Annotated in this window: 30 protein-coding genes; 9 read left to right on the plus strand and 21 right to left on the minus strand. The window is 61.0% G+C overall.

All coding sequences use genetic code 11. The features are described 5' to 3' along the window. A partial coding sequence (locus AX729_RS25680; RefSeq protein WP_156457204.1) for a DUF2939 domain-containing protein occupies positions 1 to 197 on the minus strand: 197 nt, incomplete at its 3' end. A 334-nt stretch (positions 198 to 531) separates the two neighbouring features. Here AX729_RS25680 and AX729_RS25685 point away from each other — a divergent pair. Then, on the plus strand, positions 532 to 1,056 hold the full coding sequence (locus AX729_RS25685; protein ID WP_057197036.1) for an OsmC family protein: 525 nt from the start codon (positions 532 to 534) through the stop codon (positions 1,054 to 1,056). Between the two features lie 479 nt (positions 1,057 to 1,535). Next, positions 1,536 to 2,750: an MFS transporter gene (locus AX729_RS25690; RefSeq protein ID WP_057197035.1), complete on the plus strand. Its 1,215-nt coding sequence runs from the start codon at positions 1,536 to 1,538 to the stop codon at positions 2,748 to 2,750. Between the two features lie 136 nt (positions 2,751 to 2,886). Here the strand turns inward: AX729_RS25690 and AX729_RS25695 are convergent, their stop codons facing one another. The 3 genes from AX729_RS25695 to AX729_RS25705 all read right to left on the minus strand — a co-directional run bounded on the left by AX729_RS25695 (position 2,887) and on the right by AX729_RS25705 (position 5,513). Beyond that, a complete protein-coding gene (locus AX729_RS25695) occupies positions 2,887 to 3,192 on the minus strand; it encodes a hypothetical protein (protein ID WP_057197034.1) in 306 nt (101 codons plus the stop codon). 108 nt (positions 3,193 to 3,300) lie between these two features. Beyond that, positions 3,301 to 3,570, minus strand: a complete 270-nt coding sequence (locus AX729_RS25700) for a flagellar biosynthetic protein FliQ (protein WP_057197033.1) — start codon at positions 3,568 to 3,570, stop codon at positions 3,301 to 3,303. Positions 3,571 to 4,118: 548 nt separating this feature from the next. Continuing rightward, positions 4,119 to 5,513 (minus strand): TolC family outer membrane protein, encoded by a 1,395-nt coding sequence (locus AX729_RS25705; RefSeq protein ID WP_057197032.1) that lies wholly within the window; start codon positions 5,511 to 5,513, stop codon positions 4,119 to 4,121. 347 nt (positions 5,514 to 5,860) lie between these two features. Here AX729_RS25705 and AX729_RS38940 point away from each other — a divergent pair, with 347 nt between their 5' ends. After that, on the plus strand, positions 5,861 to 6,322 hold the full coding sequence (locus AX729_RS38940; RefSeq protein ID WP_082529003.1) for a hydrogenase expression/formation C-terminal domain-containing protein: 462 nt from the start codon (positions 5,861 to 5,863) through the stop codon (positions 6,320 to 6,322). On the opposite strand, the gene hypE is transcribed toward AX729_RS38940, so the two are convergent. The 14 genes from hypE to AX729_RS25770 all read right to left on the minus strand — a co-directional run bounded on the left by hypE (position 6,241) and on the right by AX729_RS25770 (position 18,558). Next, positions 6,241 to 7,281, minus strand: coding sequence for a hydrogenase expression/formation protein HypE (hypE, locus tag AX729_RS25710; protein WP_057197031.1), 1,041 nt, complete (start codon positions 7,279 to 7,281; stop codon positions 6,241 to 6,243). The genes AX729_RS38940 and hypE overlap by 82 nt on opposite strands. Continuing rightward, a complete protein-coding gene (locus tag AX729_RS40660) occupies positions 7,278 to 8,591 on the minus strand; it encodes a Kae1-like domain-containing protein (RefSeq protein ID WP_197433672.1) in 1,314 nt (437 codons plus the stop codon). The genes hypE and AX729_RS40660 overlap by 4 nt, the downstream gene beginning before the upstream one ends. Next, complete coding sequence (locus tag AX729_RS40665; RefSeq protein ID WP_197433673.1) at positions 8,591 to 9,517, minus strand: acylphosphatase; 927 nt, start codon at positions 9,515 to 9,517, stop codon at positions 8,591 to 8,593. Before AX729_RS40665 ends, AX729_RS40660 begins: the two co-directional genes overlap by 1 nt. Further along, positions 9,514 to 10,029, minus strand: a complete 516-nt coding sequence (locus AX729_RS25720) for a HyaD/HybD family hydrogenase maturation endopeptidase (protein WP_057197029.1) — start codon at positions 10,027 to 10,029, stop codon at positions 9,514 to 9,516. The genes AX729_RS40665 and AX729_RS25720 overlap by 4 nt, the downstream gene beginning before the upstream one ends. A 6-nt stretch (positions 10,030 to 10,035) precedes the next feature. Further along, positions 10,036 to 11,169, minus strand: a complete 1,134-nt coding sequence (hypD, locus tag AX729_RS25725; protein WP_057197028.1) for a hydrogenase formation protein HypD — start codon at positions 11,167 to 11,169, stop codon at positions 10,036 to 10,038. Then, positions 11,169 to 11,975, minus strand: coding sequence for a hydrogenase nickel incorporation protein HypB (gene hypB / locus AX729_RS25730; RefSeq protein ID WP_082529002.1), 807 nt, complete (start codon positions 11,973 to 11,975; stop codon positions 11,169 to 11,171). The genes hypD and hypB overlap by 1 nt, the downstream gene beginning before the upstream one ends. Beyond that, positions 11,968 to 12,393, minus strand: a complete 426-nt coding sequence (locus tag AX729_RS25735) for a hydrogenase maturation nickel metallochaperone HypA/HybF (protein WP_057197026.1) — start codon at positions 12,391 to 12,393, stop codon at positions 11,968 to 11,970. The genes hypB and AX729_RS25735 overlap by 8 nt, the downstream gene beginning before the upstream one ends. Further along, entirely contained in the window at positions 12,386 to 12,628 is a 243-nt protein-coding gene (locus AX729_RS25740; protein WP_057197025.1) for a HypC/HybG/HupF family hydrogenase formation chaperone, read from the minus strand. Before AX729_RS25740 ends, AX729_RS25735 begins: the two co-directional genes overlap by 8 nt. Positions 12,629 to 12,645: 17 nt before the next feature. After that, a complete protein-coding gene (locus AX729_RS25745; RefSeq protein WP_061026998.1) occupies positions 12,646 to 13,488 on the minus strand; it encodes a Spy/CpxP family protein refolding chaperone in 843 nt (280 codons plus the stop codon). Continuing rightward, positions 13,488 to 15,200, minus strand: a complete 1,713-nt coding sequence (locus AX729_RS25750; protein ID WP_057197067.1) for a nickel-dependent hydrogenase large subunit — start codon at positions 15,198 to 15,200, stop codon at positions 13,488 to 13,490. The genes AX729_RS25745 and AX729_RS25750 overlap by 1 nt, the downstream gene beginning before the upstream one ends. Before the next feature lie 64 nt (positions 15,201 to 15,264). Then, the gene (locus tag AX729_RS25755; RefSeq protein ID WP_057197022.1) at positions 15,265 to 16,242 is read right to left on the minus strand and encodes a hydrogenase small subunit; all 978 of its coding nucleotides are present in this window, start codon (positions 16,240 to 16,242) and stop codon (positions 15,265 to 15,267) included. Between the two features lie 360 nt (positions 16,243 to 16,602). Continuing rightward, a complete protein-coding gene (locus AX729_RS25760; protein WP_057197021.1) occupies positions 16,603 to 17,055 on the minus strand; it encodes a four-helix bundle copper-binding protein in 453 nt (150 codons plus the stop codon). Between the two features lie 51 nt (positions 17,056 to 17,106). Further along, positions 17,107 to 17,868: an LOG family protein gene (locus AX729_RS25765; protein WP_230646724.1), complete on the minus strand. Its 762-nt coding sequence runs from the start codon at positions 17,866 to 17,868 to the stop codon at positions 17,107 to 17,109. Positions 17,869 to 18,066: 198 nt separating this feature from the next. Then, positions 18,067 to 18,558: a hypothetical protein gene (locus AX729_RS25770; RefSeq protein WP_156402744.1), complete on the minus strand. Its 492-nt coding sequence runs from the start codon at positions 18,556 to 18,558 to the stop codon at positions 18,067 to 18,069. A gap of 332 nt (positions 18,559 to 18,890) precedes the next feature. On the opposite strand from AX729_RS25770, the gene AX729_RS25775 reads away from it, so the two are divergent. Next, a complete protein-coding gene (locus AX729_RS25775; RefSeq protein ID WP_156402743.1) occupies positions 18,891 to 19,397 on the plus strand; it encodes a hypothetical protein in 507 nt (168 codons plus the stop codon). Here AX729_RS25775 and AX729_RS38945 read toward each other — a convergent pair. Further along, the gene (locus tag AX729_RS38945) at positions 19,394 to 19,975 is read right to left on the minus strand and encodes an RNA polymerase sigma factor (RefSeq protein WP_082528997.1); all 582 of its coding nucleotides are present in this window, start codon (positions 19,973 to 19,975) and stop codon (positions 19,394 to 19,396) included. The genes AX729_RS25775 and AX729_RS38945 overlap by 4 nt on opposite strands. 393 nt (positions 19,976 to 20,368) lie before the next feature. Between AX729_RS38945 and AX729_RS41855 the strand changes: the two genes are divergently transcribed. The 3 genes from AX729_RS41855 (at position 20,369) to AX729_RS25790 (ending at position 23,646) form a co-directional block, all read left to right on the plus strand. Further along, the gene (locus AX729_RS41855; protein ID WP_502686920.1) at positions 20,369 to 20,890 is read left to right on the plus strand and encodes an MBL fold metallo-hydrolase; all 522 of its coding nucleotides are present in this window, start codon (positions 20,369 to 20,371) and stop codon (positions 20,888 to 20,890) included. Between the two features lie 54 nt (positions 20,891 to 20,944). Next, complete coding sequence (locus AX729_RS41860; protein WP_502686921.1) at positions 20,945 to 21,772, plus strand: MBL fold metallo-hydrolase RNA specificity domain-containing protein; 828 nt, start codon at positions 20,945 to 20,947, stop codon at positions 21,770 to 21,772. Between the two features lie 275 nt (positions 21,773 to 22,047). Then, positions 22,048 to 23,646 (plus strand): oleate hydratase, encoded by a 1,599-nt coding sequence (locus AX729_RS25790; protein WP_082528996.1) that lies wholly within the window; start codon positions 22,048 to 22,050, stop codon positions 23,644 to 23,646. A gap of 176 nt (positions 23,647 to 23,822) precedes the next feature. Here the strand turns inward: AX729_RS25790 and AX729_RS25795 are convergent, their stop codons facing one another. Both AX729_RS25795 and AX729_RS25800 read right to left on the minus strand, forming a co-directional pair. Then, positions 23,823 to 24,026, minus strand: a complete 204-nt coding sequence (locus tag AX729_RS25795; RefSeq protein ID WP_057197016.1) for a hypothetical protein — start codon at positions 24,024 to 24,026, stop codon at positions 23,823 to 23,825. A gap of 266 nt (positions 24,027 to 24,292) precedes the next feature. Beyond that, positions 24,293 to 25,084 (minus strand): flagellar hook-basal body complex protein, encoded by a 792-nt coding sequence (locus tag AX729_RS25800; RefSeq protein ID WP_230646716.1) that lies wholly within the window; start codon positions 25,082 to 25,084, stop codon positions 24,293 to 24,295. 38 nt (positions 25,085 to 25,122) lie between these two features. Between AX729_RS25800 and AX729_RS25805 the strand changes: the two genes are divergently transcribed. Further along, positions 25,123 to 25,389: a hypothetical protein gene (locus AX729_RS25805; protein WP_156402742.1), complete on the plus strand. Its 267-nt coding sequence runs from the start codon at positions 25,123 to 25,125 to the stop codon at positions 25,387 to 25,389. Positions 25,390 to 25,520: 131 nt separating this feature from the next. After that, positions 25,521 to 25,745 carry a hypothetical protein gene (locus AX729_RS25810; protein ID WP_061026999.1) on the plus strand — a complete coding sequence of 75 codons (225 nt, stop codon included), beginning with the start codon at positions 25,521 to 25,523 and terminating at the stop codon, positions 25,743 to 25,745. The last annotated feature ends 447 nt before the right edge of the window (positions 25,746 to 26,192 follow it).

The following is a 26,192-nucleotide window of genomic DNA, read 5'->3' on the forward strand; positions in this document are numbered from 1 at the left end:
GTCCGAACGCTCGGCCAGTCGATCAGTTCTGCAACCACGCGAGTATCGCTGGCTTCCAGTGCCCGATCAAGCCGATACAGGGTCACATACGGATAGGATAAATAACTCGCGAGCAAAGTGCCGAGAAGCACATATGCCACCGTGCGGCGGCGAATGTGCCGGTGCGCCGCTATCACCTCGGTCTCCAGGTATGCCATGTCGATCTCCCGTCGCAGCTTCGCCACCTGTTCCGGTCCCCAGCAGGACCATTAGGTTGCCATGCAAGCCCGTGACGTGTGTTGATCTGTCTCAAACCTAGAAGAATGGGATCGCCATCGTGATTGATCACGCGGGATTGGTGGAGAATTCGAGTTCTTGGTCTTCGTTGCCCGGACAGCGGACTTTGTCTTTCTCCGATCGCATCAATAGGACGAAATGGCCGTGAGCTCTTGATTCAGATGACGCCCGTCGTTTTCTGTGCGGACCGATTGATAGGTCGTTCGATCTGTACAACCATTGCTTTTCGGACCGTCACAACCCGTCGAGGAATAAATGGCATTCAAGTTCAAGGAGGTGTTCTCGAGCGCGCAGGCCGCGCTGAGCGCTGACCCTGCCCAAGCGTTAGCGACCTTCCGAGCGCAATCCCGTCTCGGAGACGGCGTTGACAGCGCCGTCGCGATTCGCCAGTTCAGCGTCCAGGTCGACGAGCCGGCGGGCCTCGGCGGGCAGGACACAGGGCCGAACCCAGTGGAGTACATTTTGGCTGCCCTGGGCTCTTGTCAGGAAATCACCTACCGCCTCTATGCCGACGCGCTCGGCATTCCCCTCAATGGCGTTTCGGTTCAGCTTTCCGGCAGGATTGACTTGCGCGGCTTGTTCGACGTCGAAGGGGACGTTCGGCCGGGTTATCAAATCATTGAAGCCGAGGTAATTTTGGACAGTCCGGCTCCCGAAGCCGAGTTGGCGCGCCTGAAAGAAATCGTCGACCGTCATTGCCCCGTGCTGGACATCTTACAGAATCCGACCCCGGTGCAGCTTTCACTTCGTGCGGACCCATTGCGGAGCGCGGCTGAGTGAGCCGCCTGCCGTTCGCGTCATCCCCCGGAAGGTCGCATTCGAACGATCCAAATGCTGATCAGTTCAGGAGGAGAATAGTCCGGTAAGCCGGCTCTTTTGGCGGAGGCGGCTCGAGGGCTTCTGGCCCCGAGCCTCCTCGTTGAGGGTACGTGCGGTCTTCCACCGCACAGCAGCATTTGAGCTTCCGGTTGCCTTACCCCTGCGGGTTACCACGAAATTCGCGAGAATTCCGCGCCCCCTCCGAATGTGTCAGCTGAACCGGCGAGCACCGCACGGAGACGCGCGTTCCACATCGTACCAGAAACCGCGTCATCTTCTGAGCGAATTGCGTCCAGACCAATGCCCGCTAGATAATCATGATGCTCAAGGGATGATCACTTCTATAGTAGGTAAGGCGTCACTGCATCCAACCAGCACGCGTAGGCTTGTTTATCGATTGTGCAGCTGTTTAAGGTCTCTCAGTTGAACGAGACCGCAAGATGTCAGACAGTCTTTCCGACCGCGGATTGCCGCTCACAACCAGGGGGGCATTGGTACTCGCCGCCTTTGCGACCGCTCTGGCGTTCAGCATCATTCTGCCAAACTTGCCGTCGCGAATTGCGGCCGTGTCCGGCCTCGACGACCCCGCGACGATATCCCGGCATACAGGTCTCATGGCGGCGGCTTACACGGCCGCCATTTTCGTTTCCGCTCCCTTCCTTGGAAGGATCTCGGACGGCTGGGGCCGTCGTCCGGTGCTCGTCCTGGGGCTTGCGGGATTTTCCGCCAGCCTGATGCTGTTCGAACTTGCAGGCAACTTGTTGTTTCTTTACACGGCACGAGCGCTGGCTGGGGTTTCGGCAGCGGCAATCACACCCGTAGCCCTCGCCACCGTTGGTGACTGGTCGCCCGACGACGGGTGGCGTGCGCGGCGCTTTGCCTGGATCGGAGCTGCAACCATGATCGGCTTTATGGTTGGTCCGCTGCTCGGCAGCACCTTGTCCATCCTGAGTTCGAAGCAAGCACAACTTGAGGCCGGAGCTCCGCTGTTTTGGCCAATCGTGCTTGCGCTGGTTAGCGCTTGCGTGATCGCGAGGACTGTTCCCGTCACGAGGAGCGAACCCAGTTCACCTGCCAATACAATCGGGCTCCGCGGTACCGATGAACCGCGGACGTCCCAAAGCCTGCTTGTGCTGGCGGCGATTGTTGCGGGTTCGGTCGCTGCGTTTGACGTTCACCTGGCCTTGCGCGGCAATCTTGGCTCAAGCACCTCCGGGTTGACCATCGGATTGATGCTCGCCGAGTGCAGCGCCGTGATGCTGCTCGCCCAAATACTCGTGTTCTCGCCGCTTGTGCCGTCGAAGGCGACGCGCTGGTTGATCGCGCCCGCGCTGGGCATGCTTAGTCTGGCGCTTGCGCTCGCGTCGGCCGCGACAACTGCGCCAGCACTCGCGCTTGGCGTCGGCGCGATTGCGATGGCTGCGGGTGTAGCCGCCCCGATTATCACCTACTGGACCTCTCTGATTGCAGGCGAGCACCAGGGCGAGGATTTGGGCCGATGGATTGCGGTGACCAGCCTTGGTCAGGCCGTGGGCTCGGCCGCCGCCGGCTTGTTGCTGTCACATGGGTTGTCCAACGTCATGTTCGCCGTCGCGAGCGCGCTTGCACTCGCCGGGATGATCATCGCCGCGTGGTTGGCAAAGCAGTTGGCATAGCCTAACACTGGGATCATCTGGTTTTCCTCAGAAATCGGGAGCTGCGCCGAGCCGGTATCACCCGAGCGCGCCGAGTTGGCTCCGGAACAAATAACTTCTTCCATGGGTCCGTAGCGATGTGCAGTCGGAAACGGCATCAGCGGCCATCGGGCGTGCGTACCCCGAACCAGGAATCCCTGACCTGGTGATAGTGTACTGACAGATCATAGGATTCTGTCGCCAATCCAAGAACGCCAGGAGCGAGCCGGCCAAGGGCCGCGAGCAGCACGTAGGAGGACGTCACCCGCTCCCGCTGAGTCATGACAAGAGCGATCCGCGCATTCAGCAGCTCCTGCTGAACCGTGAGCAGCTCGAGCGTACTGCGCTGGCAGGCGCCGAACTTGCGTCGGACGGATTTGAGTGCGAACTCGGCCGCCTTCACCTGAACTTGCGCCGAATCCAACTGCCGCCCTCGTTGCAGTCACCGCGCTCCAGGCCTGTACGATGGTGGCGCGTGCGAGCTTGCGCACGGCTTCAAGCGACAGCCGGTCATTTCCTTCGCGATGGCGCGTCAGTTTGCCGACGCCATGATTTGGGCCATCATGCGCAGAAACTGGCGATGGCTTTGGTCCGACATAAACGGCAGGGCTATCAGCAAAGTTAGGAAGGTCGCGATGATTTTGGGAACGTAGATCAGCGTCTGTTCCTGGATCTGCGTGAGCGCTTGGAGCAAAGACACGAGAACGCCAACGATTGTCCCGATGATCATCAATGGCGCTGATACCAACGCAACGGTCATAAGCGCATCCCTCGCAGCGTCGATGACTTCAGCTCCCGTCATCCGAATTCCTTAAGAAAATATTGAGATTCTGTGCATAGCCAACATTTGGTTAACACTTGGTTAATCGTTCGCGTCATGGAGAGAGGACATTGGCCGTCTCCGCCAGAGGGGCGACAGCTCCCACTCAATAACCGGCCTGAGCTTAACTATTCTTCCGTTGATTCGCGATCGCGGAGGGTGAGACGACGCTGATTCACCTGTCGCGCTTGATTGCGCGTCAGCGCAAACTGGATGTGACGGCCACAAAATGTAGGCGAACGCAAACACGACCGGGTTTCGCGCCCGGGAGCTTGCTTTTCGGGAATACCTTAAGCCGGAGAAAGGGGGCGATGAAGCCATGTTCGGCATCGCGAGCGCGCTGGCACTCGCTGGGATGATCATCGCCGCGTGGTTGGCAAAACGGTTGGCATAGCCCAACATCGGGATCAGCTGGCTTTCCGCGGAAATCGGCAGCTCCGCCGAGCCGGTATCACTCGAGCGCGCCGAATTGGGTCCGGAACAAATAACTTCTCTCACGGGTCCGTAGCGATGTGCAGTCGGAAACGGCATCAGCGGCCATCGGGCGTGCGTACCCCGAACCAGGAATCCCTGACTTGGTGATAGTGCACGGACGGATCATAGGATTCTGTCGGCAATCCGAGAACGTCGGGAGCGAGCCGGCCAATGGCTGCGAGCAGCGCGTAGGAGGACGTCACCCGCTCTCGCTGAGTTAGGACGAGAGCGATCCGCGCATTCAGCAGCTCTTGCTGAACCGTGAGCAGTTCGAGTGTGCTGCGCTGGCCGGCGCCGAACTCGCGCCGAACGGATTCCAGTGCGAACTCGGCGGCCTTCACCTGAGCTTGCGCCGAATCCACCTGCGCCCTCGTGGCAGCCACTGTGCTCCACGCCTGCACGACGGTGGCCCGTGCGAGCTTGCGTACGGCTTCAAGCGACAGTCGTTTCTGACCGGTCATTTCCTTCGATTGGCGGATCTTGGCGTACTCGCTACCCCCCTGATAGAGGGGAATGACCACCCGGCTGATGATCGACGCATCGGTGCTCGTCGCCGGAAATATCAGATTCTGGTCGGGCATGACATCCCAGCGGCGTTTCACACTGCCTTCCAGCGTCACCATCGGGTACAGCGCCCCTTCGGCAATTTTGGTCTGAAGAAGGGCGATGTCGACGCCGTACATGGCGGCAAGAACGGCCGGGTGTTGGGTGCGCGCAAGTGCGATGGCGGCCTCGAGCGTCGCAGGAGCAAAGCGGTCCACAGGTTGGCCGGGCGTCAATTTGCCGGGCTCGCTGCCGATTATGCGCGTGAATGTGGCGCGCGACGAGTTGTACGTCGCCTGTGCCGCGAGCACGGCCGTCCGCGCCGCGGCAAGGCGAGCTTCCACTTGCGCCACGTCGGCAGTGGTTAAGTCACCGCTCGCTTGCCGGTTACGGACCAGATTCAGTTGCTCACCTAGCAAGTCGAGATTGCGTTTCTGCAGTTCAAGGATCGCGGCATCGCGCAGCACATCCATGTAGGCGGTGGCGGCATCCACCAGCACGGTCTGCTCCATAACGCGGAGCGCCTCGCGGCCGGCAAGCACCTGGTTCTCGGCGGCACGCAGCCGGTTTGCTGTCTGGAATCCGTTGAAGATCGACTGTGTCGCCGTCACCCCGACGCCGCGCGGCGTGGTGGTCGAGCTTTGCTGCGCGCCATCGGCCCCCTTTTCGTTGAGGTAGCGAGAACCACCGTCCGCAGTCGCTTCGATGCGCGGGCGGTAACCGGAAAGCGCCTGGGGCACCTCTTCGTCCGTGGCGCGCAAATTGGCGCGTTCTGCATTGAGCGTCTCGTTGTTGCGGTAGGCCTGAGCCAGCGCCTGGTCGAGTGTCTGCGCCGCTCCGGCGTGAACAGAGCAAACCGCCACGACAGCCACGGCCAGCAACCGAATTGACGTACGCGCAATGCTCATTGAAGCCCCCGGATCGCGATACCGAGCCAGGTCTGCTCCCCGCCCTCCGGCGTCATCCTGCGAGATTACCCAGCCCCCGAATGCGACAATAGCGTCTGGACAGGAGATGTGCAAAGCTCGCGCTCTTAGCGTTGGGCGCGCCGTGGGGGAGTTTTTGTCGTTGTCGTGTCGCGCCCCTGCCTTCGGTGAATGGCTATGGCCATGTTGGGCGTCACCGCCGACGGCCAAGTTTGAATGGAATGCGCAAGCAACGAAGCGTGGGGTCAAACGCGCGCAAAGGGGGCATTGGCCAAGCCGGACGCGCTACCGATCCATGCGGGTCGGGCGAGTCCTTGAGGTCGTTGATAATGACTGGCAACAGCAATTTTGTTTCTGATCCAATCATCGCTGCGCTGCTCTCGGAAGTGAGCGCAAAGTTGGCGGAGATCGTCAAATCGGGGACGACTTTTCGCATCGATCTCCGACGGCTTCCATTGCCTGCAGGCGCTACCGCTGCGCTGCGCGACTTTCTTGGCAACGGGCAGGTGGAGGCAAGTTTTAGAGGCGTGGGATCATGCATCTTTTCGGAAACGGCCGTGGCCGGCGTGTGGTGGGGTCAGCAGTACAACACCGACGGTGATCTTGTCGGCGAATTTATCGAAATTGCCTATGTCCCTGAACTACTGAAGTGCGAGACCGCCGAGATTGAACAGGCCATGAAAGAGCTTTGGCTCAAGATTCGCGACGCTCAGCAGATTCGTGGCAGCGGGTCGGAATCGAGCTCCTCGACCAACCGTTCGCCGCCGAGCTCCGTTTCCAACACGACGTAAGGCCCGTCTTCGCCCACGACGCCGATTTCTGCTGCGTCTTCTCCGCCCGGCAGGTCGCGCCAAGCCTGCACCAGCCGTTCGGCTGAAGGCGGGTCAGCGACAGCCACGATCCTGCCCTCACAAGCCAGATAGAGCGGATTATAGCCGAGCATATCGCAGACGGCCTGCACCTCACCGCGCAGCGGAATCTTGCGCTCGAGCAGGCGCACGCTTTTGGCCGTTGATCGAACGATCTCGTGGGCGACGCTTGCCAGTCCGCCGCGGGTCGGGTCGCGCATGAATCGGATACCCGGCTGCATTAGGGCGCATCTAGCAAGCGGAAGAACACTGGCGCAGTCCGACTGCAGCGTCCCCGAAAGACCAAATTGCTTGCGGGCCAGCAGGACGGCCGTTCCATGATCGCCGATCGAGCCGCTGACAATGATGCGGTCGCCGGGGAGGATCTGATCGAGGCCAAGGGCGACGGCAGGGTTGCGAAACCCCAGTCCGGTCGTCGCCAGGTAAAGCCCGCCACCCTCGCCGTTGCGGAGGACTTTGGTGTCGCCCGTCACCACCTTGACCGAGGAGGCCCGCGCCGCGGCGGCCATGGATGCGACCAGGCGCTCGAGGCGCTCCCGTTCGAAGCCCTCTTCGATGAAGCAGTTCAGCGCGATGTAAAGCGGCTCTGCCCCCGACACTGCGAGGTCATTGACGGTGCCATTGATGGCCAGACTTCCGATGTCGCCACCTGGAAACTCCAGCGGATCCACCGTAAAACCGTCCGAGGTCAGGGCCGGAAAACTGCCGGCGGGCAGCATCGGTAAGATCGCTGCATCGGCATTTGTATCGAACAGGTCGTTGTGGAGATGTCGGCGGAAGACCCCTTCAATCAGCTCACGCATCCTTCTGCCGCCATTGCCGTGCGCCAGCGAAATGCGGCTCAGGTCGCGCGAGCAGTGCTTGTCGTCACCAGGTTTCATGGGGCTTTCCGCGCAGAAAATTCAACGACCTGGCCATAACTCAGTCCACCGTCATTCATCGGTATGCGTTCATGCAAGAGAACCTGGAAGCCGTGGCTGGTCAGAGCGGCCGCCGCATGCTCGGTGAGCAGCTTGTTCTGGAACACGCCGCCTGTCAGTCCGATGATATTGGTGCGATTGGCCGCGCCATGATGCAGGGCCTCGCGAACCAGGGTTGCAGACAACGAACCGTGGAAGCGTCCAAGCCGCTCGCGAACGGACAAGGACGAATCCACGAGCATTGGAACAAGTGGAGTCCAGTCGATCCGCCGGATCTTGCCTTCGGGGCGGACCGGGAGAGCGGGCTCGATGCTGACTTCACCTGACATGCTCTCAACCAGCGCCGGCGCCTGGCCATCGTAACTGCAGTGCTCGATGAGGCCCACCATTGCTGCGGCGGCATCGAACAATCGACCGACCGAGCTGGACATCATGCCGGCCCCGGCAGCCCATGCGCGGCGGTAGGCGGCTGCATCCGTATGAACGCATTCCCAGTGATGATGGGCCTCCAGCGCCAGCGTGTACGCGCTGCGCCACGGCTCGAGTGCAACGCGGTCGCCGCCGATGAGCCGAAACGGACGCAGGCTGCCGACCCTCTGCCAATGTCCGGGCGAGCCGAACAAGGTCTCGCCGCCCCACAAGGTGCCGTCGGACCCAAGCCCCAGACCGTCCCAGGTGAAGACCAGCATTTTCTCCCTGCAACCATGCTCCCCGGCCAGCGCAGAAGCATGGGCTACATGGTGCTGGATCCCGGTTGTGGGCACGTCTTGCCGCAGGGCCCACCGTGTCGTCGTGAAATCCGGATGCGCGTCGTGAAGGATGCATGTTGCATCGGTCGCATAAAGTCTTTGAAGATCGTCGGCAACCTGTTCCAGCGTTGTCTGTGAGCGCAAGGATCCCATGTCCCCAATGTGTGGAGACACGACGACCCGGTCGCCTAGCCCGAGCGCCACCGTGGCCTTGAGTTGCCCTCCGCAGGCGAGCACGGCGTCAGCCGCCCTATAAGAGTTGTGCAGGGTGATGGGTGCCGAGCCGCGGCCAAGCCTGATCGATCTGGCCCGCCCGCCCATCACCCGCCAGACCGGATCGTCGGCAGGGCGCTGGATAGGACGATCATGGTGCAGGAAGGCGTCGCAGCAGCGAGCGAGCCGCTTCTCGGCTTCGTCCGGATCGGTGATCACGGGTTCGCCGCTGATGTTGCCGCTCGTTGCGACCAGCACACCAGCAAATTCGCTCAAGATCAGGTGGTGCAAGGGGCTATAGGGCAACATCAACCCGACCTCGCCAAGGCCAGGCGCAACGGCGGCCGCACGATGGGCCGAACGGGGTCGCACAGGGCCGCTTCTTCGATTTCATCAAGATCAGCGATCGTTCTGGCAAATCGATGCCGGTTGTTGCCGCCCGGCACCATCACGGCAAGCGGCTTGTCAGGCCGTCCCTTCCTGTTGCGAAGCCTGAGCACCGCGGTCTCATTCGTCGCATCACATATCAGGTGGTACCCGCCGATACCGCGAACGGCCAGCGTCAGGCCGTAGCTCAAGGCCTCGACAGCGGCGGCAAGCGCTTGTCCGCTGCCGGAGATCTCCTCGCCATTCGCTTTCCTGAAGACCAATTTCGGGCCGCATTCGGGACACGCCAAAGGCTGCGCGTGAAACCGGCGGTCCTGCTGGTTCTCAAACTCGTGCCGGCAGTTTCGGCACAGTTCGAAGCCCGCCATCGAGGTGTTGGGGCGGTCGTAGGGCAGGGCGGTGATAATGGTGTATCGCGGGCCGCATTGGGTGCAATTGGTGAAAGGATAGCGGTACCTGCGCTCTGATGGATCATCTATCTCGGCGAGACAGTCGTCGCAGAGGAACAAATCGGGCGGAAGCTCCGCATCGCGGGTCGAACCAGGTTTGCTTTCGAGGATCGAAAATTCGCAACAATCGGCTGGTGGTCGCGGGCTGACCGACCTAATCATCGGCCGCGCCAACGGTGGCCTTTGGGCGATCAGGCCGGCCGCAAAGCGGTCGAGCGCGTCAGGCTCGCCGCTGGCAAGCACGGACACGTGGCTTGCCTCGTTCTTCACCCAGCCCACGATCTCGTGAGCGTCCGCGAGACGCTTCACGAACGGTCGAAATCCGACACCCTGGACACGACCGACGATTTCGAACAGCCGTGTCTCGCTGCGCGTTTCGATGGTCTCATTCCTGTTCATCCGGGCACCGAGACCTGATCGGCGCAGATCCATTTGCGAGCCAGGCGCAGCACCAATCCGGCAGCCAACGGCACCGCTGTCGCGACTCGGTCGCTCAGGCCTTCGCCCCAATCGATGCATTGAGGATGAATACCGATCAGCGCGCGCCGGCGCGGCAGAAGGTCCTCCATCCGGGCCATATCGAACAGTTCCTTTAGCCCGATCTCGTGCGCGGTATGCTTCGAGGTGCCGAGGAACGCGTCGAGCTCGTCACCAACCAGGCAGCGAACCGCCCCGGCCTCATCTCCGATCATCGCAGCATCGATGACGATGAGACGACCGGCGGTCTCAATGATCGGCAGCAGATTGAAGCTCAGCGTCCCGCCGTCGACGATCGCCAGGTTTGCGCTCGGTTGCGGCCAGTCGCGCAGGTACCGGATCACATGAACGCCTACCCCCTCATCACCGAGGAGCACGTTACCGATGCCTAAGACAGTGACTGGTGGACCAGCGGCATGCGGTGCGGAAGGCATCGGCGCTCACCTTGCTGCGCGGACCGCGCCGCCGCCCCCAAAGGCATGGCGGCCGCTGCGGTAGCCGGCAGTCCACCACACCTGGCAGGCCCCTTCGTCCGACACCATGCAAGGACCTATCGGCGATTCGGGCGCGCAGCCAGAACCGTACAATCGGCAATCGGTTGGCAGGACTTTGCCGAGAATGACCCGCGCGCAATCGCAACCTGGTGGCATTTCGCCGCGACGAGGGCGTTCTGTTGCTTCGTCCAACGGAAATTCTATCCTTGCATCGTGGTCGGCATATTCGGGCCTGAGGCGGAAACCGGACCGGGGGATGACGCCGATGCCGCGCCAGGCGGCGTCCGTCACCTCCAGGGTTTCGGTAAGATAGCGGCGTGCGACGGCGTTGCCGCCGGGCCTGACGCTCTTGGGATAGCAGTTGTCAAGAAAGTACCGGCCTTCGAGCCGTTGCCGAAGCGTCGAATAGGTGGCTGCCAGCAAGGCGTCAGCCGTGAAGCCCGCGATCGCGGTGGGCATGTGGTGACCGCGAACCACAAACTCCCATTCCTCGGGGCCCATGACGGTTGCGACGTGCCCCGGCGCGATCAAAGCATCAAATCCCGGCTCTTCGGACTGAAGGAGCATGGCGACCGCTGGCCATGTCAGCCGCCCGGAAATCAGGAGCTTAAGATTCGGCGGAAGGCCCATCGCGATCAGCGCCGCGACGGGAGCAAGCGTGGTTTCAAAGCCGGCGACGAAGAAAACCACCGTCTTGCGCGGATTCTCCCTGGCAATAGCGGCAGCTTCGCTCGGACTCGCGATGGGGCGAACATCCGCGCCGAGCGCGATTGCCTGCTCAAGGGAGCGCGGCTGGGCCTTCGGTCCATTGACGGGGACGCGCAGCATATCGCCGAACGCAACCAGGATGACGGAATTTGTCAGCGACAGTTGGATAGCATGGAAGACATCCTCTTCCGGGCAGACGCAAACCGGGCATCCGGGTCCCGGAATCAGCTGCACCGCGGGTGGAAGCAGGCTTCTGATGCCTGAGGTCGCAATCGTCCGCTCGTGGCCACCGCAGACGTTGAGGATTCGAACCGGCCGATCGAGCGGGAGGTCCTTGATCCGGTCCAGCCAAATGCGAGCAGGCGAGCTCATCAAGCCTCTCCTGCTTCAACCGAGGTGGTTGGGTTGAGGAATAGCCCGGCGCGATGATCGGCAAGCCGCTGGCGGAGCCACGCCAGCCATTCGCCCACATCGGCCGACTTGGCAGCCGACGTTCTCAGAAGCGGACCGTCGTAACCTGATGCCTTGAGCGTTGCTGCTGCTCGATCCACCTGAAAGTTGTCCAGGTACGGCAAAAGATCCGATTTCGTGAGCATCACGAGATCGCTCTTGCGGAAGATGATCGGATATTTGGCCGGCTTGTCGTCACCTTCCGTGGCCGACAAGAGCGTAACATTGCAGTGCGCTCCAAGATCGAATGAAGCGGGGCATACCAGATTGCCCACATTCTCAATGAACAAAACGTCGACGCCGTTCAGATCGAGCTCATGGAGCCCGTGATGCACCATGGTCGCATCGAGATGACAGGCGCCGCCGGTCGTAATCTGGAGGGCGGGGACCCCCTTTGCTCGGATCCGGGCAGCATCGTTCTCGGTTTCAAGGTCGCCCTCGATGACGGCGAAACCGAGTTCGGGGCCGAGAGCATCAATTGTTGCTTCGAGAAGCGAGGTTTTGCCGGATCCGGGCGAGGACATCAAATTGATCGCAAGCAGACCGCTCTCATCGAAATGCTGCCGGTTGTGGCTGGCGATCCGATCGTTGGCGGCGAGAATATTGCGGATCACGCCTTCCTCGTGGGCAAGCCCGTGTACCGACGCAATTGCGCCATCTTCCGAACCCCTATGTGGCAGATGAAGCCGGTGCTTGTTATTGGCGGCGCAGCCGCAATGGCTACACATGCGGCGCCTCCCTCTCCGTGTTCAGTTTCCCTGGTCCGCCGGCTACTGGTGGATCCGAGGTGCCGGGGAAGCCGGTTGCGGCAAATTCGACCGCCGCGCTCGACAATTCGTCGCCGCCGATGACCTTTACCCGAAATGAACCGCAGAACGCGCAAAGCAAGCGATTGGGACGTGTCACATTTTCCAGGCCGCACTCCGTGCATTTGACACGCGGATCGCAGAGCTCGATCGTGAGATACGCATGTTCCGCCTTCGTGCCCGAGCGCGCGACCTCGAACGCGCGAAGAAGCAGGCCCGGGTCCGTACCCGAGAGCTCACCGACCCGGATCGCGATATGCGCAATGCTGTCCTCGCCCGCCTCCTGCGCGAGGCGCTCGACTTCGGAAATCAGAGCCCAGCACACCGAAAGCTCATGCATGCGAGTGGCTGTCCCCTGCGGCCAGCATGGCGTCGAAGACTTCCCAGGTGGACTTGGCCTCCCGCTCGTCGATGAGCTGGATCGCATAGCCCAGGTGAACCAGGACGTGGTCACCGACCGAGACGTCCTGGTCCTGTAGCAGGAACAGGTTCACCTCGCGAGAAACGCCCTTGACGGAGCATTGCGCGAGGAATCCGTCGATTCTATCCACCCGCATGGGGATGGCGAGGCACATGATAGTTCTCCGACGATCTACGGTGGGATGGAGGCCAGGATCGGTCTGAGCCCCTCGACAAGCCTCTGGCGCTGTTGATCCGACAGGTTCGCATTGAGGCGCGCAAGCGCGAGCCCAACGGCGCGCATGCTCGCCACGTGTTTGGATGATTGCAGCTCATGAACCTTGAGCAACGTCACCGGATCCTTGGTGGCAGCTTCGGCAGGACCGGAAGGACGCTGCAGCGCGCGAGCGGCTGCGTCGAGAAGGTCGAGCCAAGCCGGCTCCTGTGCCGTCGTGATTCCGACCGCATCATGTAAGGCCGCCATCTTCCGAGACAGCTCCTCGTCTGACGGCGCTGGCTGCGCATCCGCCTTCGGTTGACTCTCGGAGGGCGCAGTATTGGGTTGCGCGCCCTCCGGCGTCGGCAGAGATGGACTTGGGCCCGGCGGCATACCCATTGGGCTTGTCGAGTTCTCAGAGGCTTCTGCCGTTGCGCTTTTAGGCCCCGGAGGCAACTTCTCTCCGGGCACGCGCGCCGTTTGGGTGCTATCGGCCCCCCCAGGACAGAAGAAGCCGAAATCGCCGGTTGTTCGTCCTCTGATGAACTCGTTCCAGTTCGGTTCGATTCGATGTTCGGGAGACGTGTCGAAGGTGCCAAGGTGGTGGCACATCGCGCAATGCGGCTGGTGCGCGCGGACCCGCAAGCGGCCACGTTCGATGCAATAGTTGTCGATCAAGTCGCCATAGCCATTCCCAGGGCGGGCGAGGACAGGGGACATTTGCCAACCAAGCAGAGTCAGGACGAATATGGCGACCGATGAGAAGACGCTCCGTCGCCGCTGCCGGTCTTTCCTCGCGGTCTTGTTCGAGTTCAGCATTAGAGCACCTTCACGCGAACCAGTTCTTCGCCGTTAGGGTCGACGACATGAACGGCGCAGGCCAGACACGGATCGAAACTGTGGATCGTGCGCAAGATCTCCAAGGGACGGGAAGCATCCTGTAACTTGTGGCCGCGTAACGCCGCCTCGTAGGGCCCCTCTCGCCCTGCGGCATCGCGGGGGCCGGCATTCCAAGTGCTGGGGACGACGGCCTGATAGTTGCCGATCCGTCCCTCCTCGATCGTGAGCCAATGAGCCAGTGCGCCGCGAGGCGCTTCCATCATGCCCACGCCGCGGGTTTTCTTCGGCCAGGTCGTGGGATCGAACAGCACATCATCGAAGGTGCGAAGATCGCCACGCGTGATGTTGGCCATCAGCGCATCGTACATGCCCGGCATCATGTCGGCGATCAATTTGGTCTCGATGGTGCGGGCAGCGACGCGGCCGAGCGTAGAGAACAGGGCGGAGATCGGAAGTCCCAACCGTCCGAGGCTGTGGTCGACGAGGCCTCGCGTCCGCACCTCTCCGCTTGCATAGAGAATCAGAACACGCGCAAGCGGCCCGACTTCGACCGGCAGACCCTTCCATCGAGGCGACTTGATCCATGAATAGGACTGGTCAATATCGAGCTGCTCGTAAGGGGGCTTCGGTCCCGTATAATCGAGCTTCGTTTCGCCGTCGTAGGGGTGCAAACCGACCTGCTTGCCTGCCGAATAGCTGTACCAGGAATGGGCGACGAATTCCTGAATCTCGGTCGGATCCTCAAAGTCGACCGGCTGTATCTTCGAAAGGTCCCTGTTGATGATGACCCCGGCGGGAAACTGCAATGTCGCTCGCTCGGCGGCACCTACCCCGGTCGGAAATTCACCATAGGACAGGAAATTGCCGACGCCTTCGCCTCGCGTTGTCCAGTCCTTGTAGAATCCGGCGATCGCGAGCGTGTCGGGCAAGTAGACCTGGTCGACGAACTCCCGCATCTTGCTGATGACCTGGCCGACGAGACGCAGATTTTCTGCATTCACCGCGGTTGCATGCGAGGTTTCAGAAATCGCACAGGGGACACCGCCGACGACAAAATTGGGGTGGGGGTTTTTCCCGCCGAAGATGGCGTGAATCTTGACCACGTCGCGCTGCCAGGCCAACGCCTCCAGATAGTGCGCGACCGCGAGCAGATTCACCTCCGGCGGAAGTTTGTACTCGGGATGACCCCAGTACCCATTCGCGAAGATTCCAAGCTGGCCACCCTCCACAAAACCTTTCAACTTCTGCTGAACTCCGCCGAAATACGCCGGCGAGTTGTTCGGCCAAGGGCTCAAGCTCATCTGCAGTCTGGAAGTCGCGGCCGGATCTGCCTTGAGAGCGGAAACCACGTCGACCCAATCGAGCGCATGCAGATGGTAGAAATGCATGACGTGGTCATGCACATATTGCGCGGCAATCATCAGATTGCGGATGAGCTGCGCATTCTCCGGGATCACATAGCCGAGTGCGTATTCGACAGCCCGGATCGAGGCGATGCTGTGGACGACCGTGCAGACGCCGCAGAAACGCTGTGTAAACGCCCACGCATCCCTGGGATCACGTCCCTTCAGGATCAATTCGATGCCGCGCACCATCGTGCCTGAGCTGGATGCGCGGGTGATCACGCCCTGAGCATCCGTCTCCGCTTCGATCCGAAGGTGCCCCTCGATTCGCGTAACGGGGTCGACGATGAGCCGCCGAGGCTGCGAGCCGGGCGCGGTCTTGGCCGCAGCCGTGGACTTTTCGCCGGCCTTCTTAGAAGAGCTTGCCATAGAAGCCGCCCTCGCGATCCCAGAATTTCGGTTGGGCACAGCCGAGGCAGCCGTGGCCCGAGAACATCGGGAAGCTGGTCTTCTGGTTCCACTTCACCGTCGTGCATGCGTTGAACGTCGTCGGTCCCTTGCAACCAAGATCTTTCAGGCAAAAGCCCTTCTGCGCGCCTTCATCATCAAAGCTCTTGGCGAACAGCCCCTGATTGAAGAAGGGCAGTCTCGGACAATCGTCGTGAACGGTCCGCCCGAAAAACGGAAGGGGGCGTCCCAGATTGTCGAGATCAGGCGGTTTCCCATACGTGAGAAAATAAACCACAACTCCGGTCATCACCTCCGGGATCGGCGGACACCCCGGAACGTTGATGATGGGAGCCGCGACGTCCTTGGCGTCGATGAGCTCGCGCAGGGCATCGTGAACTCCGCCTGCTCCGGTCGGGTTGGGCGAGGCTGCAGGGATCCCCCCATAAGTGGCGCAAGTGCCGACCGCAATGATGAGCGCCGCTCCTTTTGCTGCACCCCGCACGAGATCGCGTCCGCTCTTTCCGCCGGTTGTCGAGTAATATCCATCCCGATCAAGCGGAATTCCGCCGTCAACCACAAGCACGTATTTGCCGAAGTTTTGCTCAATCGCCCTGTCGCGCGCCTGTTCGGCGGCGTTTCCTGCGGCCGCCTGCAGCACATGATGATAGTCGAGAGAGAACTGATCGAACATCAGGCTTTCGAGCGTCGGCTCGAACGATCGCAGAATCGACTCGCTGCAGCCGGTGCATTCCTGGACGGAGAGCCAGATGACGCTGGGGCGAGGCTTGGTCGCAAGCGCTTGTGCGATCGCCTGGCTTGCACTCGGCGGGAGGGCAAGAATCGAAGCCGTGTAGGCGCACCAGTTCAAAAAATCGCGCCGCGACACGCCTTGACGGCGAAGATGGTCCAGCAGCGTTGTATGGTTGTTCCGTGCTTCCATTGCCGCGTTGCCTCCCCGCAAATGCTACCTTTGCGCTAAATGCCCCGCAAGAGCCAAAGCGACACGAAACTGTTTCTCGAGTGAGGCAATTAGGCGAGCCAACTCGCTGACAAAGACGCTAAGGGTCGCTTTTTATTACAGTGCGCAACGATAGGCTGCTGGTGCTGTTTGCTCGCTGCTCACGACGAGTCCGAGCAAATCGCGATGGCCGAACACGCCATCATCGGCCGACTCGATTGCGGAAGAGGAACAGCGCCTTTCATCGCCGGGATTCTCGATCGAGCGTTCGCGGCGAGCCGGTCGGGAAGGCCCAGGCCGGGGAGCACTATCCCATCCACCCGGGCTTCGCCGTCTCCAAAATCAGATCGGCATGTTCACCATGCCTCTACAATCACGAGCACAGTCACGACAGAGCGAGGCGCAGTGCGCCATTTGATCGTCTCCAGTGATAGCCTCGCAATCCTTGGCACAGGCGTCGCACAGTTGCGCACAGGCGCCGCAAATCGCTCCGTGCTGCGGCGATCTGCGCATTAGCGAGTTGGCCGTCATCTGGCACATCTCGGCGCAGTCGAGCAGCAGCGCCAAATGCGTGGGCGCAACGTGGTCGCCGCCCTTTTCGAAACAATATCGCGCGGTCTCAAGGCACATTTGGTGCGACTTGATGCAAATATCGATGCAGCTCTCTCGGGTCATTGGCCCCTGTCCCATGCCCGGCATGCCCATTCCCGACATGCCAGGCGCCTGAGCCCGAGCGATGCCGCTGGATGCGGCCAACACCAAGCACGATCCCAGAACTTTACGTCGATTCCACATGACTAAATCTCCTGTCCTAATCGTAAGAGCGGCTAATGGGATGCCTAACGCCTACTCGGACCTAGGTGAGGGGCGGGCGACTGTCGCGGCCGAAGTTGGCGATTGGCCATCGAGCAGGTGACGGTAACGCGACGCCGCGCACGACAGTCCAGGCACGTCCAACCCGCAAGACAGCAACTTATTCCAAATCTCCTCGGCATTTTCGGCAAAACGAAACAGCGTGCAGTCCGACTTGTCGACGGTGCCACTGGCGATCAGCGCATCGAAGTTGACCGCCGCGCGCCAGTACTTCTCGTCAAACAGGACGATCGGGATTGGCGGCGACTTTCCGGTCTGACGGAGCGTGAGAATTTCAAAGAGTTCGTCGAACGTGCCAAAGCCGCCGGGAAAGGCGACCAAGGCGTTGGCGCGCATTGCCAAATGCATCTTGCGCATCGCAAAATAGTGGAATTGGAAGGTCAGTTCGGGAGTCGAGTAACCGTTTGGCGCTTGCTCCCGCGGAAGTCTGATATTGAAGCCGATCGAGGGGGCGCCAGCGTCGTGCGCGCCGCGATTGGCCGCTTCCATCAAGCCGGGACCGCCGCCGGTCGCAATCACGTTGTCGCGCACGCCGCCATTGTCGGTCAGCGCGCCGCCACGTTGCGACGCTATCAACCCGAATTGGCGAGCTTGTTCATACCAGTCGGCGTGTCTTCCCTGCCCGTTCTGTCGAACGCGCGCTGATCCAAAGACCACGATGGTCGATCGTACGCCCCAGTTGCGCAACGCTTCTTCGGCCTTCGCGTATTCGAGCAGAAACCGCACGCCGCGCATCGAATCGCCCAACAAGAAGTCTTGGTCGAGGGCGGGCAGGATGTACGATGCTGAGCTCTGCGCTGCGCCGGCTGCCGCAGCCTCGCGGTGCGAACCGTGGTCGGACAGGAGCCTTTGCGAGAAATTATCGTCGGTCATTGTGGCTGCTTTCGCCCCGGCCCGTCTCGGGTTTCGCCGAGACAGGCCGGAGCCGATGCGCTATTTGCAGCCGGAGTTCTGGGTCGTCTGGGTTTGGGTCTGCCCCGGTCCGCAGGGGGGAGTCCCCATCTGGCCATGCTCCATGTTCTTCTCATTCTGCATCATCTTCTGGCCCTGGTCCCGCATCATGCGGCCGTGCTCCATGCCTTGCGGCGTGGAAGTGGTTCCGGTCGTCTGTTGATCGGTTGCTGTCCCTGGCTGGCCGGGCTGAGCTTGCGTGGTCGACGGCTGATTGCCAGTCTGGGACTGGCCGTTGTGCATCATTTTCTGACCCTGGTCGCGCATCATGCGACCGTGCTCCATGCCCTGCATCGGCATGGAATTGGTCCCAGTGTTCGGTTGGTCGGTCGCTGCCCCCGAGGACTGGCCGGGTTGGGCTTGGGTCGGTTGGGTGCCGGTCTGTTGGGACTGAGCCAGTGCGGCGCCAAAGGAGAGAGCGATCGTTGCGGCGATGGCTGCAGGGATTGCGATCTTCGAGAAGTGGTTTGACATGGTGATTTCCCTATTCATGAATTGAGGGGGCCGACGGCCCTGGAGCGAATTGAAGGTTAGAGCGGCTCGCGCCCACCCAGGTTGATCTAACTCAACAAGGGATCGTGACAAATCTGTAACAAGTTCCACGCTTGGATTGGCGAAGAGCGTTCGAATGCGAGCATCGAAAACTGCTCTGAACTGATGCGGTCAGCGACGAAATCTGAAGGATATTTTGCATCGTGATAGGTCGGGCCATTTCAAATCGCGCCCTCACCTACGTCGTGAAGCAGGCTCACCGCAGCTCGTTCGCACCGCTCCTTGGTGCGGTCTCGTTTGCCGCGACAGTCACGATGAGCCTGCCGGTCGAGCTTATCGTCGTTGCGGGCACGCTGGCCTCACGACGCGCGTGGGTCGGAATTGCCGTCTGGGCTGCGGCGGGCAGCGCCCTTGCGGCCACCGGCCTTTATTTTGCATTCCATCATCTCGGGTGGAGTCTCCTGGCCAAAAGCTATCCGGACCTTGCGCTCACCCAGGCTTGGCGACAGGCAACTGTCTTTCTCTCGCAATATGGGACGGTGGCGATATTCGCCGTGATGGCGCTTCCGCTGCCTGTGCCCAAACTTGCCCTGTTGGCGGTCGCTGGAATCTACCGCCTGCCGGTTCTCCACGTCTCCCTGGCAATTTTCTCGGGCAAGCTCATCAAGTACATCTTGTATGCCTATCTCGCCCTGCGGTTTCCTGGGTTCTTTCAACGCTTGGCACATCGCGGCCACCAATCCGACGCCCCACAGGGAGTGGGGTTAAGTCGCAGCGAAGTGCCTGCACATTCGAGAGTTCGTCGAAAGCTGATCTTCTAGCAACCGCACCGCAGGAAAGAGTCCTCGCGGCAGGAGCGGCACATCTCGAGCAATCGCTGCCTGAGCTGGCCGCGTGCGCGATGCAGCCGCACCGTCAGCGCATTGACTGTCAGCCCAAGGGCGGCTGCTGCCGCAAGCCTGTCCTCGGCCTCCAGGTCAATCCGGCGGATCACTTGCGCATATTCCGTGTTGAGCGCAGGCAAAATCAGGTGAACGCACTCGCACGCCGCGGCCTCGCTTTCATCGCCAATCGGTTCCGGCGAACCCTGTTGCAGCAGAAGCTCGTTCTCATTGCGGCGCCGCAATGCCTGGCGGCGCTGGTGATCAGCAACAGCAGACGCGACGATGCGGCTGAGCCAGCCTTGGACGGCGCCTTCATCGCGAAGCGCCTCGGCTTTCTCCATCGCGCGAAGAATGACTCCATGCAGAACATCCTCGGCGTCGGCCGCATTTCCAAGCCGACGGACAAGGTAAGCTCTCAGACGATCATAGCCCCGAGATAGCGCGTCCGCGACGACGGCCTGCTGCGGTGAGGAGATCGTCTGAAGAGCAGGCGAAACGGACGGCTTCTCTGACATTTTGGTGCCAAGCTTGAATGCGACGGGGCCGTGCTGAAGGAGGACGGCCGTTGTCGGGCAGATTAGGCGACCAGATGGCTTTCCGCTTGATCCAGCTCAACAAATACGAAGGGCAAGCCGGATACATTTCGCCTCAAGCAAGATTGAGAGCAGGAGGAATCGCAGCTTGTCCACCGTATCCTCATTTGGATCGCTTGGTCCTGACGCTGCCCTGCGCGTTCGACGACTCATGCCAATGTCGGTGCACGCAACCGGTGCGCCTGACGACTTGTGCGGGACGGGCGCTTTAATGCAGGCTGAATTTGTTTCGATGGCAGCGCAAGACTTGGCGCGCCGACAAAAACAGCCCGATCACGATCCAAGAAGGTTCGGAGTTCTGAAGGAGACCGTTACGTGACCATCAAATTGAGCTTTCTCGGCGCCGCTGGTACGGTCACGGGATCCAAATATCTTTTGGAAAACGGATCGCAACGACTACTGATCGACTGCGGGTTATTCCAAGGCGAACGAGAACGCCGCGAGGCAAACTGGGCGCAATTTCCGGTCGATCCGGCAAGCATTTCAGCCGTAATGCTGACCCACGCCCATCTCGATCACTGCGGCTATCTTCCCGTGCTGGTCAAGGGCGGCTTTCGAGGGGATGTCCTGTGCAGTGAAGCAACCGCCGACCTCTGCGAGATCCTGTTGCGCGATGCTGGGCACCTCCAGGAGAGCGATGCGCATTTTGCCAATCGCCACGGATTTTCTCGCCACAAGCCAGCTCTTCCCCTCTACACGGTTGAGGATGCCGAAGCTGCGCTGCGGCAGCTGTGGACCATTCCCTTTCATCAGACTCAAACGTTGCCCGGCGGCGCGCAGCTGCGTCTCTTGCGCGCCGGACACATTTTGGGTGCGGCATCGCTCCAAATCGAATGAGGCGGGGTAAGTGTCCTGTTTTCTGGCGATCTCGGGCGGTTCAATGACCCCTTGATGGTCGACCCTGAGGCGCGTCCCGATTCGCAATATGTCGTCGTCGAATCAACCTATGGCGATCGCCGGCATCCGCAAGCCGACCCGCAGAGCGAACTCGACGACATTGTCAATCGTACGGTTCGGCGGGGCGGAACGGTCGTCGTACCAGCCTTTGCGGTCGGGCGGGTGCAGAGCCTGTTGTTCTACTTCGAACGCCTGAAGGCGGCCGGAAAGCTCGCACACGTCCCTATTTTTCTCGACAGCCCGATGGCGGTTAATGCCAGTGAGATCTTTTGTCATCATCGAAGGGACCATAAACTGTCAGAACCCGATTGCCGCAGTTCGTGTGCGGTGGCGACCTACATCCGCAGCGTGGAAGATTCGAAGCGATTGAGCGCCATGACGATACCCAAGGTCATCATATCCGCGAGCGGGATGGCGACCGGCGGACGCGTCCTGCACCACCTCAAGCGCTTTGTGGCCGATCCGAAAAGCACGGTTCTGTTTGCCGGCTATCAGGCCAAAGGGACGCGCGGGCCGGCGATGATGGCGGGTGCGAGAGCCATCCGGATCCACGGTGAGGACATTCCGGTCCGAGCCGAGGTCAGGAATATCAGCGCGCTGTCGGCTCACGCGGATGCCGAGGAAATCATGGCGTGGCTGAGGACCGGCAAGTCCGCCCCGAGCATGACATTCATCACCCATGGCGAGCCCGCTGCGTCGGACGCATTGCGCTCGCGCATTGAGCGCGAGCTTGGCTGGAGCGCGACGGTTCCGGCCCAGATGGAGGTCGCGGCCCTTTCTCTACCCGAGCCTGTTTCAACCGCCGGCGCAAAACGTTCCTGATGTGGCCAATACAGCGAGCGCTTGATCAATAGATTCGAACCTCGCTCGCTCTCCTGTGATTGTTGCTTTGCAAACCGGCAGTTCGGTGATCGAGTTGGCACCTCGTCATCCGCGCACCTGGGCGAGTGGAACGGCAACGAGGCGCGCACGATCGAGAGGAGCCCCACGATACCCCGCAATTTGCACGTGGTGGGAGCTTCGAGTTCGCCCCGATATTCCGAATAACCGACGAACCTTGATCCAACGCAAGCTCCGACACCACATTCGGATACAGTATTTCAAGACAAAACTCTGAACGGCGATCGAGGCAAGCGGTGAAGGTATATTTCATTGGTGGTGGCATCGGGTCGCTCGCGGGTGCAGCATTCCTGATTCGCGATGCTGCCGTTCCCGGGCGCGACATCATCATCTACGACGCGCTGGGAGTGTTCGGCGGCAGCCTTGACGGTGCCCAATTGCCGAACGGCGCCTATTCGCTGCGCGGCGGCCGCATGCTGACCACTGATCACTACGAATGCACCTGGGACCTCTTGTCGTCGATCCCGTCGGTCGAGCGCCCGGGCGTGAGCGTGCGTGACGAGACGGTCGCCTTCAACGAGGAGAACAAGGCGCATTCCCGCGCACGTCTCGTCGATCGCAACCGCTTCAAGGTCGACGTCTCCCATATGGGCTTTTCCGCGCGCGACCGGCTCGAGCTCTTGCGGCTGGTGGAGACGTCGGAAGAGAAGCTCGGCTCCAGCCGCATTACCGACTGGCTGTCGCCGCCATTCCTTGAGTCGAACTTCTGGTACATGTGGCAGACCACCTTCGCCTTCCAGCCCTGGCACAGCGCGGTCGAGCTGAAGCGCTACCTGCACCGCTTCATGAACGAGTTTCCGCGCATCGAGACGCTCGCCGGCGTCAAGCGCACGGTCTACAATCAATACGACGCGATCGTGCGGCCCTTGATCGACTGGCTGAAGCGGCACGGGGTGCAGTTCGTACAGGACACACGTGTCACCGACATGGCGTTCGAGGCAGAAGGCGAGCGCCTGCGCGTGCGTCAGCTGGTGCTCGACCGCGACGGCCGTACCTCCAACGTCCGCCTCGAGGATGGCGACCTCGTCTTCTTCCAGAATGCCTCGATGACGGACGCCTCGAGCCTCGGCTCGATGACCGAGCCGCCGACGCATCTGACCAAGGTTGACAGCCAGGGCTGGGCGCTGTGGGAGAAGATCGCCAAGGGCCGTCCCGAGTTCGGTAACCCGGCCGCGTTCAATACCTCGATTCCCGAATCCTATTGGCTGTCCTTCACCGTCACCTGCCGCGACAGCCGCTTCTTCGATCAGATGGAGGCGTTCTCCGGTAACAAGGCGGGCACCGGCGGCCTCGTCACCTTCAAGGATTCCAACTGGCTGATGTCGGTGGTGCTCTATCATCAGCCGCATTTTGCAGGACAGCCGAAGAACGTCCAGGTGTTCTGGGGCTACGCGCTGCATCCCGACCGCGTCGGCAATTTCGTCGCCAAGCCGATGTCGGATTGCAGCGGCGCCGAAATCCTGAACGAGCTCTGCGGGCATCTGAATTTCGATCGCACGGTGTTCGAGGACGCGATCTGCATCCCCTGCCGCATGCCCTACATCACCAGCATGTTCATGCCGCGTGCGAAGACCGACCGGCCGCTACCGGTGCCGAAGAATTCGGTCAATCTCGCCTTCGTCAGCCAGTTCGTGGAGATTCCCGACGACGTCGTGTTCACCGTCGAATATTCGGTGCGCGCGGCGCAGATGGCGGTCTATCAGCTCATGAAGATCGATCGCCCGATCCCGGGCGTGACCCGCCACGACAAGTCGCCGGCTGTGCTGCTGAGGACCGTTGAGAAAGCGTTTGCTTGACTTAACCGCTGAATGCGAGGTGTTGGATGACAATGCGACTCGCCCATCTATTTGGTGCAATTGCGCTCGCGCTTCCAGTTTCCGGATCGGCGCACGCCGGCCAGTGCGCCCAGGAGATCGCGGCCTACGAAGGCGCGGTTGCCGACCTTGCGGCGCGGGGTTGGTCCGTACACCAGTCAGTGCGTGCGCAGATGCATCGCCAGCCCACGATCAGGTCCGCGACCGAGGCCGACGCGCAGGCAAAGATCGATGCGGCCCACGATCGGGCCGCGTTGGATCGCGCGCGGAAAGCTGACGAGGTGGGTGACGAGGCCGGCTGCCTCCGCGCCTTGTCGCAGGCGCGTCGCCATCCGCATCGTCAGAATGATTGAAAACGCCACTTTAATGCTCGGCTCTATCGCCACGAACCCATAGAATTCAGGTCTTTGGCGATAGGACTAGACCTGAAGATGTTTTGAGCGGTTCGCAAGCGCGAGCCGCGGCAATACCCCGTTACGGGAGCTGCTTCATTGCTGTGCGAGGAAATCATCCAGGCAGGTAATCTGGCCGATAACAGCGTGACGATCAGCGCAGCTGTGCTCCGGTGCCGACCGACGCGGCATGCACCATACTGCTCACAGCGCGATGATTCACGGCTCCGCTTGAGCTATTCGGGAACATTTGCCAACTTGTTGATGTCGTCGGCATCTTGCGAGCTCTTGAGCAATCTGCCGACCATCTCGTAGGTTCGGGTAATCTCCGCGAGGCGGCTCATTTCGCGCGTGCTCTGCACATTGGATTTCTCCAAGGCGCCGCTCGTGAGGGTGATAGCCGGCGGAGCGATGTCAGAAGGTGGGTCGTCGGACCTGAATAGAGTCCCGCCGATGGGTTGAAGTAACTGCGGCCGTTCGAAGCGAACCACGCGGAGCTGACCGAGGAGGAAGCCTTGCTTCGTGCTGAGAATTCCAGTAGGCGAGATCTCCAACTCCCGCTGGTTAGGTGGGACCTGCAGTGGGCCGTTTTGGCCGAGGATAGGTTGTCCTTCCAGCGTAACCAGACGGCCACCGCCATCAATCGTGAATGCGCCGTTTCGCGTGAAGCGCTCGCCTCGCTCGGTCTGTACGACGAAATACCTCTGGCCATTGATGGCAACATCGAGCGGGTTGCCAGTTAATTCAGTGGCGCCTTGGGAATTGTCGGTGAATTGAAATCGTGGGTCGGACAGCGACAGCGGCCGCTCTCGCTGCCCCGCTTCGTTCAAACCTTTTTCCGGCTTGAGGTATTCACGAAACGACAGTTCCCGCGCCCGAAATCCAGCCGTATCGAGGTTTGCCACGTTCTGCGCCGTGACATCGAGCTTCCGCTGCAGCGGATCAGTCGCGACAGGTGAATCAGGGTCGTCCCTGTCGCCGAGAGCTACGTCGATGGTGAGAGGGTAACCGCGGTTGCGCACCGGCACCCGTCGTTTCGATCTCGGACAGGAAGGAAACGTCCGGCATGGACCGAGGCCTTGCAGGTTATGCGGGTGCAGAGCCCAATCGGCACCCCCGGGACAAGGTCCACAATGGCTTACATCAAGCCATGGAAGCCGAAGTTGAGATGCTGGTGGTGGGGACGATTGCGAAGATCCATCGCGCCTATTTGTTTATGGTCAGCACCATCAGTCGCACCAAGAACCGGGCTTCCAGGCGCCAGTCGGCGCGACACTACCCCCTTCCGCTCCGCGATCCGTCCAGCCGACGCATCATTCATATGTTCGACTAACGAAGAGATCTTGGGAGCGCGTCTCCGTTTCCTGACCCGCGCTTCGGAGTTCGGATCACCGGCACGGGAACTTGTTCAAGGGCCGCGACTTATTTGGTCGGACTACCCTGCGACAACATCGAGAGGATCTCATGCGCAAATTAGCTCTTCTTGTTGCGACCGGTGTGATGCTTGCGGGCGGCGACTTCGCTTCGGCCGCCCCGGCCTCCCCCGCTTCAGCCGACCCATGGCTCAGCCGAGGGGAACCCTTGGTGATCTCCGTCGCGCAAAAGAAAGGCAAGAAAGCCAAAAAAAGTAAGCCATCGTCCGGGAATATGGGAGATATGAAAGGCATGCCGCCCGGTCACAAGATGTAAGGAGTGGCCTCGTCCGCCAGTTGGCATCTGTGCCATCGGCATCGCTATGATCTGATCCGTAACGAAGCGATGCCCATGGGGCCGGCAGCGATGGCGTGGTCTTGCTCAGTCGGTGCCGGTGATCACCTTTTCCGAACTATCTTTCCTTTCTCCGAGTTATGGCCAAGTTTTGGTGACGGCCAGGGCCGTCAGGCGGCGGCGATTTGGGCTGACGGATCCCGTGGACTTCTACCCCGTCGGTGAACGTCACCGGGAATGAGTTTTGGTGGCTGCGCAACGCCTGATCTCAACGGCACACCTCTACGCGCCGGAAATAGACCCGTCCATGTGGTCCCACAACGCGCCGCCGCACGAGATAACAGTCGCCACCTCCATAGTAGGCGTAACCACCATAATAGGGGTAGCCGTAGCCACCATAGCCCAAGCCATATAGGCCAAAGCCAAAAC

This window comes from Bradyrhizobium sp. CCH5-F6 (assembly GCF_001556045.1).
Lineage (GTDB): Bacteria > Pseudomonadota > Alphaproteobacteria > Rhizobiales > Xanthobacteraceae > Bradyrhizobium.

Bases quoted from the DNA above. Each gene is read 5' to 3' on its own strand.
- AX729_RS25685 (WP_057197036.1), top strand. From the start codon at position 532: ATGGCATTCAAGTTCAAGGAGGTGTTCTCGAGCGCGCAGGCCGCGCTG.
- AX729_RS25690 (WP_057197035.1), top strand. From the start codon at position 1,536: ATGTCAGACAGTCTTTCCGACCGCGGATTGCCGCTCACAACCAGGGGG.
- AX729_RS25700 (WP_057197033.1), bottom strand. From the start codon at position 3,570: ATGACGGGAGCTGAAGTCATCGACGCTGCGAGGGATGCGCTTATGACC.
- AX729_RS25705 (WP_057197032.1), bottom strand. From the start codon at position 5,513: ATGAGCATTGCGCGTACGTCAATTCGGTTGCTGGCCGTGGCTGTCGTG.
- AX729_RS38940 (WP_082529003.1), top strand. From the start codon at position 5,861: ATGACTGGCAACAGCAATTTTGTTTCTGATCCAATCATCGCTGCGCTG.
- hypE (WP_057197031.1), bottom strand. From the start codon at position 7,281: ATGAAACCTGGTGACGACAAGCACTGCTCGCGCGACCTGAGCCGCATT.
- AX729_RS40660 (WP_197433672.1), bottom strand. From the start codon at position 8,591: ATGTTGCCCTATAGCCCCTTGCACCACCTGATCTTGAGCGAATTTGCT.
- AX729_RS40665 (WP_197433673.1), bottom strand. From the start codon at position 9,517: ATGAACAGGAATGAGACCATCGAAACGCGCAGCGAGACACGGCTGTTC.
- AX729_RS25720 (WP_057197029.1), bottom strand. From the start codon at position 10,029: ATGCCTTCCGCACCGCATGCCGCTGGTCCACCAGTCACTGTCTTAGGC.
- hypD (WP_057197028.1), bottom strand. From the start codon at position 11,169: ATGAGCTCGCCTGCTCGCATTTGGCTGGACCGGATCAAGGACCTCCCG.
- hypB (WP_082529002.1), bottom strand. From the start codon at position 11,975: ATGTGTAGCCATTGCGGCTGCGCCGCCAATAACAAGCACCGGCTTCAT.
- AX729_RS25735 (WP_057197026.1), bottom strand. From the start codon at position 12,393: ATGCATGAGCTTTCGGTGTGCTGGGCTCTGATTTCCGAAGTCGAGCGC.
- AX729_RS25740 (WP_057197025.1), bottom strand. From the start codon at position 12,628: ATGTGCCTCGCCATCCCCATGCGGGTGGATAGAATCGACGGATTCCTC.
- AX729_RS25745 (WP_061026998.1), bottom strand. From the start codon at position 13,488: ATGCTGAACTCGAACAAGACCGCGAGGAAAGACCGGCAGCGGCGACGG.
- AX729_RS25755 (WP_057197022.1), bottom strand. From the start codon at position 16,242: ATGGAAGCACGGAACAACCATACAACGCTGCTGGACCATCTTCGCCGT.
- AX729_RS25760 (WP_057197021.1), bottom strand. From the start codon at position 17,055: ATGTGGAATCGACGTAAAGTTCTGGGATCGTGCTTGGTGTTGGCCGCA.
- AX729_RS25765 (WP_230646724.1), bottom strand. From the start codon at position 17,868: ATGCGCGGCGTGCGGTTTCTGCTCGAATACGCGAAGGCCGAAGAAGCG.
- AX729_RS25770 (WP_156402744.1), bottom strand. From the start codon at position 18,558: ATGTCAAACCACTTCTCGAAGATCGCAATCCCTGCAGCCATCGCCGCA.
- AX729_RS25775 (WP_156402743.1), top strand. From the start codon at position 18,891: ATGAGCCTGCCGGTCGAGCTTATCGTCGTTGCGGGCACGCTGGCCTCA.
- AX729_RS38945 (WP_082528997.1), bottom strand. From the start codon at position 19,975: ATGTCAGAGAAGCCGTCCGTTTCGCCTGCTCTTCAGACGATCTCCTCA.
- AX729_RS41860 (WP_502686921.1), top strand. From the start codon at position 20,945: ATGGTCGACCCTGAGGCGCGTCCCGATTCGCAATATGTCGTCGTCGAA.
- AX729_RS25805 (WP_156402742.1), top strand. From the start codon at position 25,123: ATGGACCGAGGCCTTGCAGGTTATGCGGGTGCAGAGCCCAATCGGCAC.
- AX729_RS25810 (WP_061026999.1), top strand. From the start codon at position 25,521: ATGCGCAAATTAGCTCTTCTTGTTGCGACCGGTGTGATGCTTGCGGGC.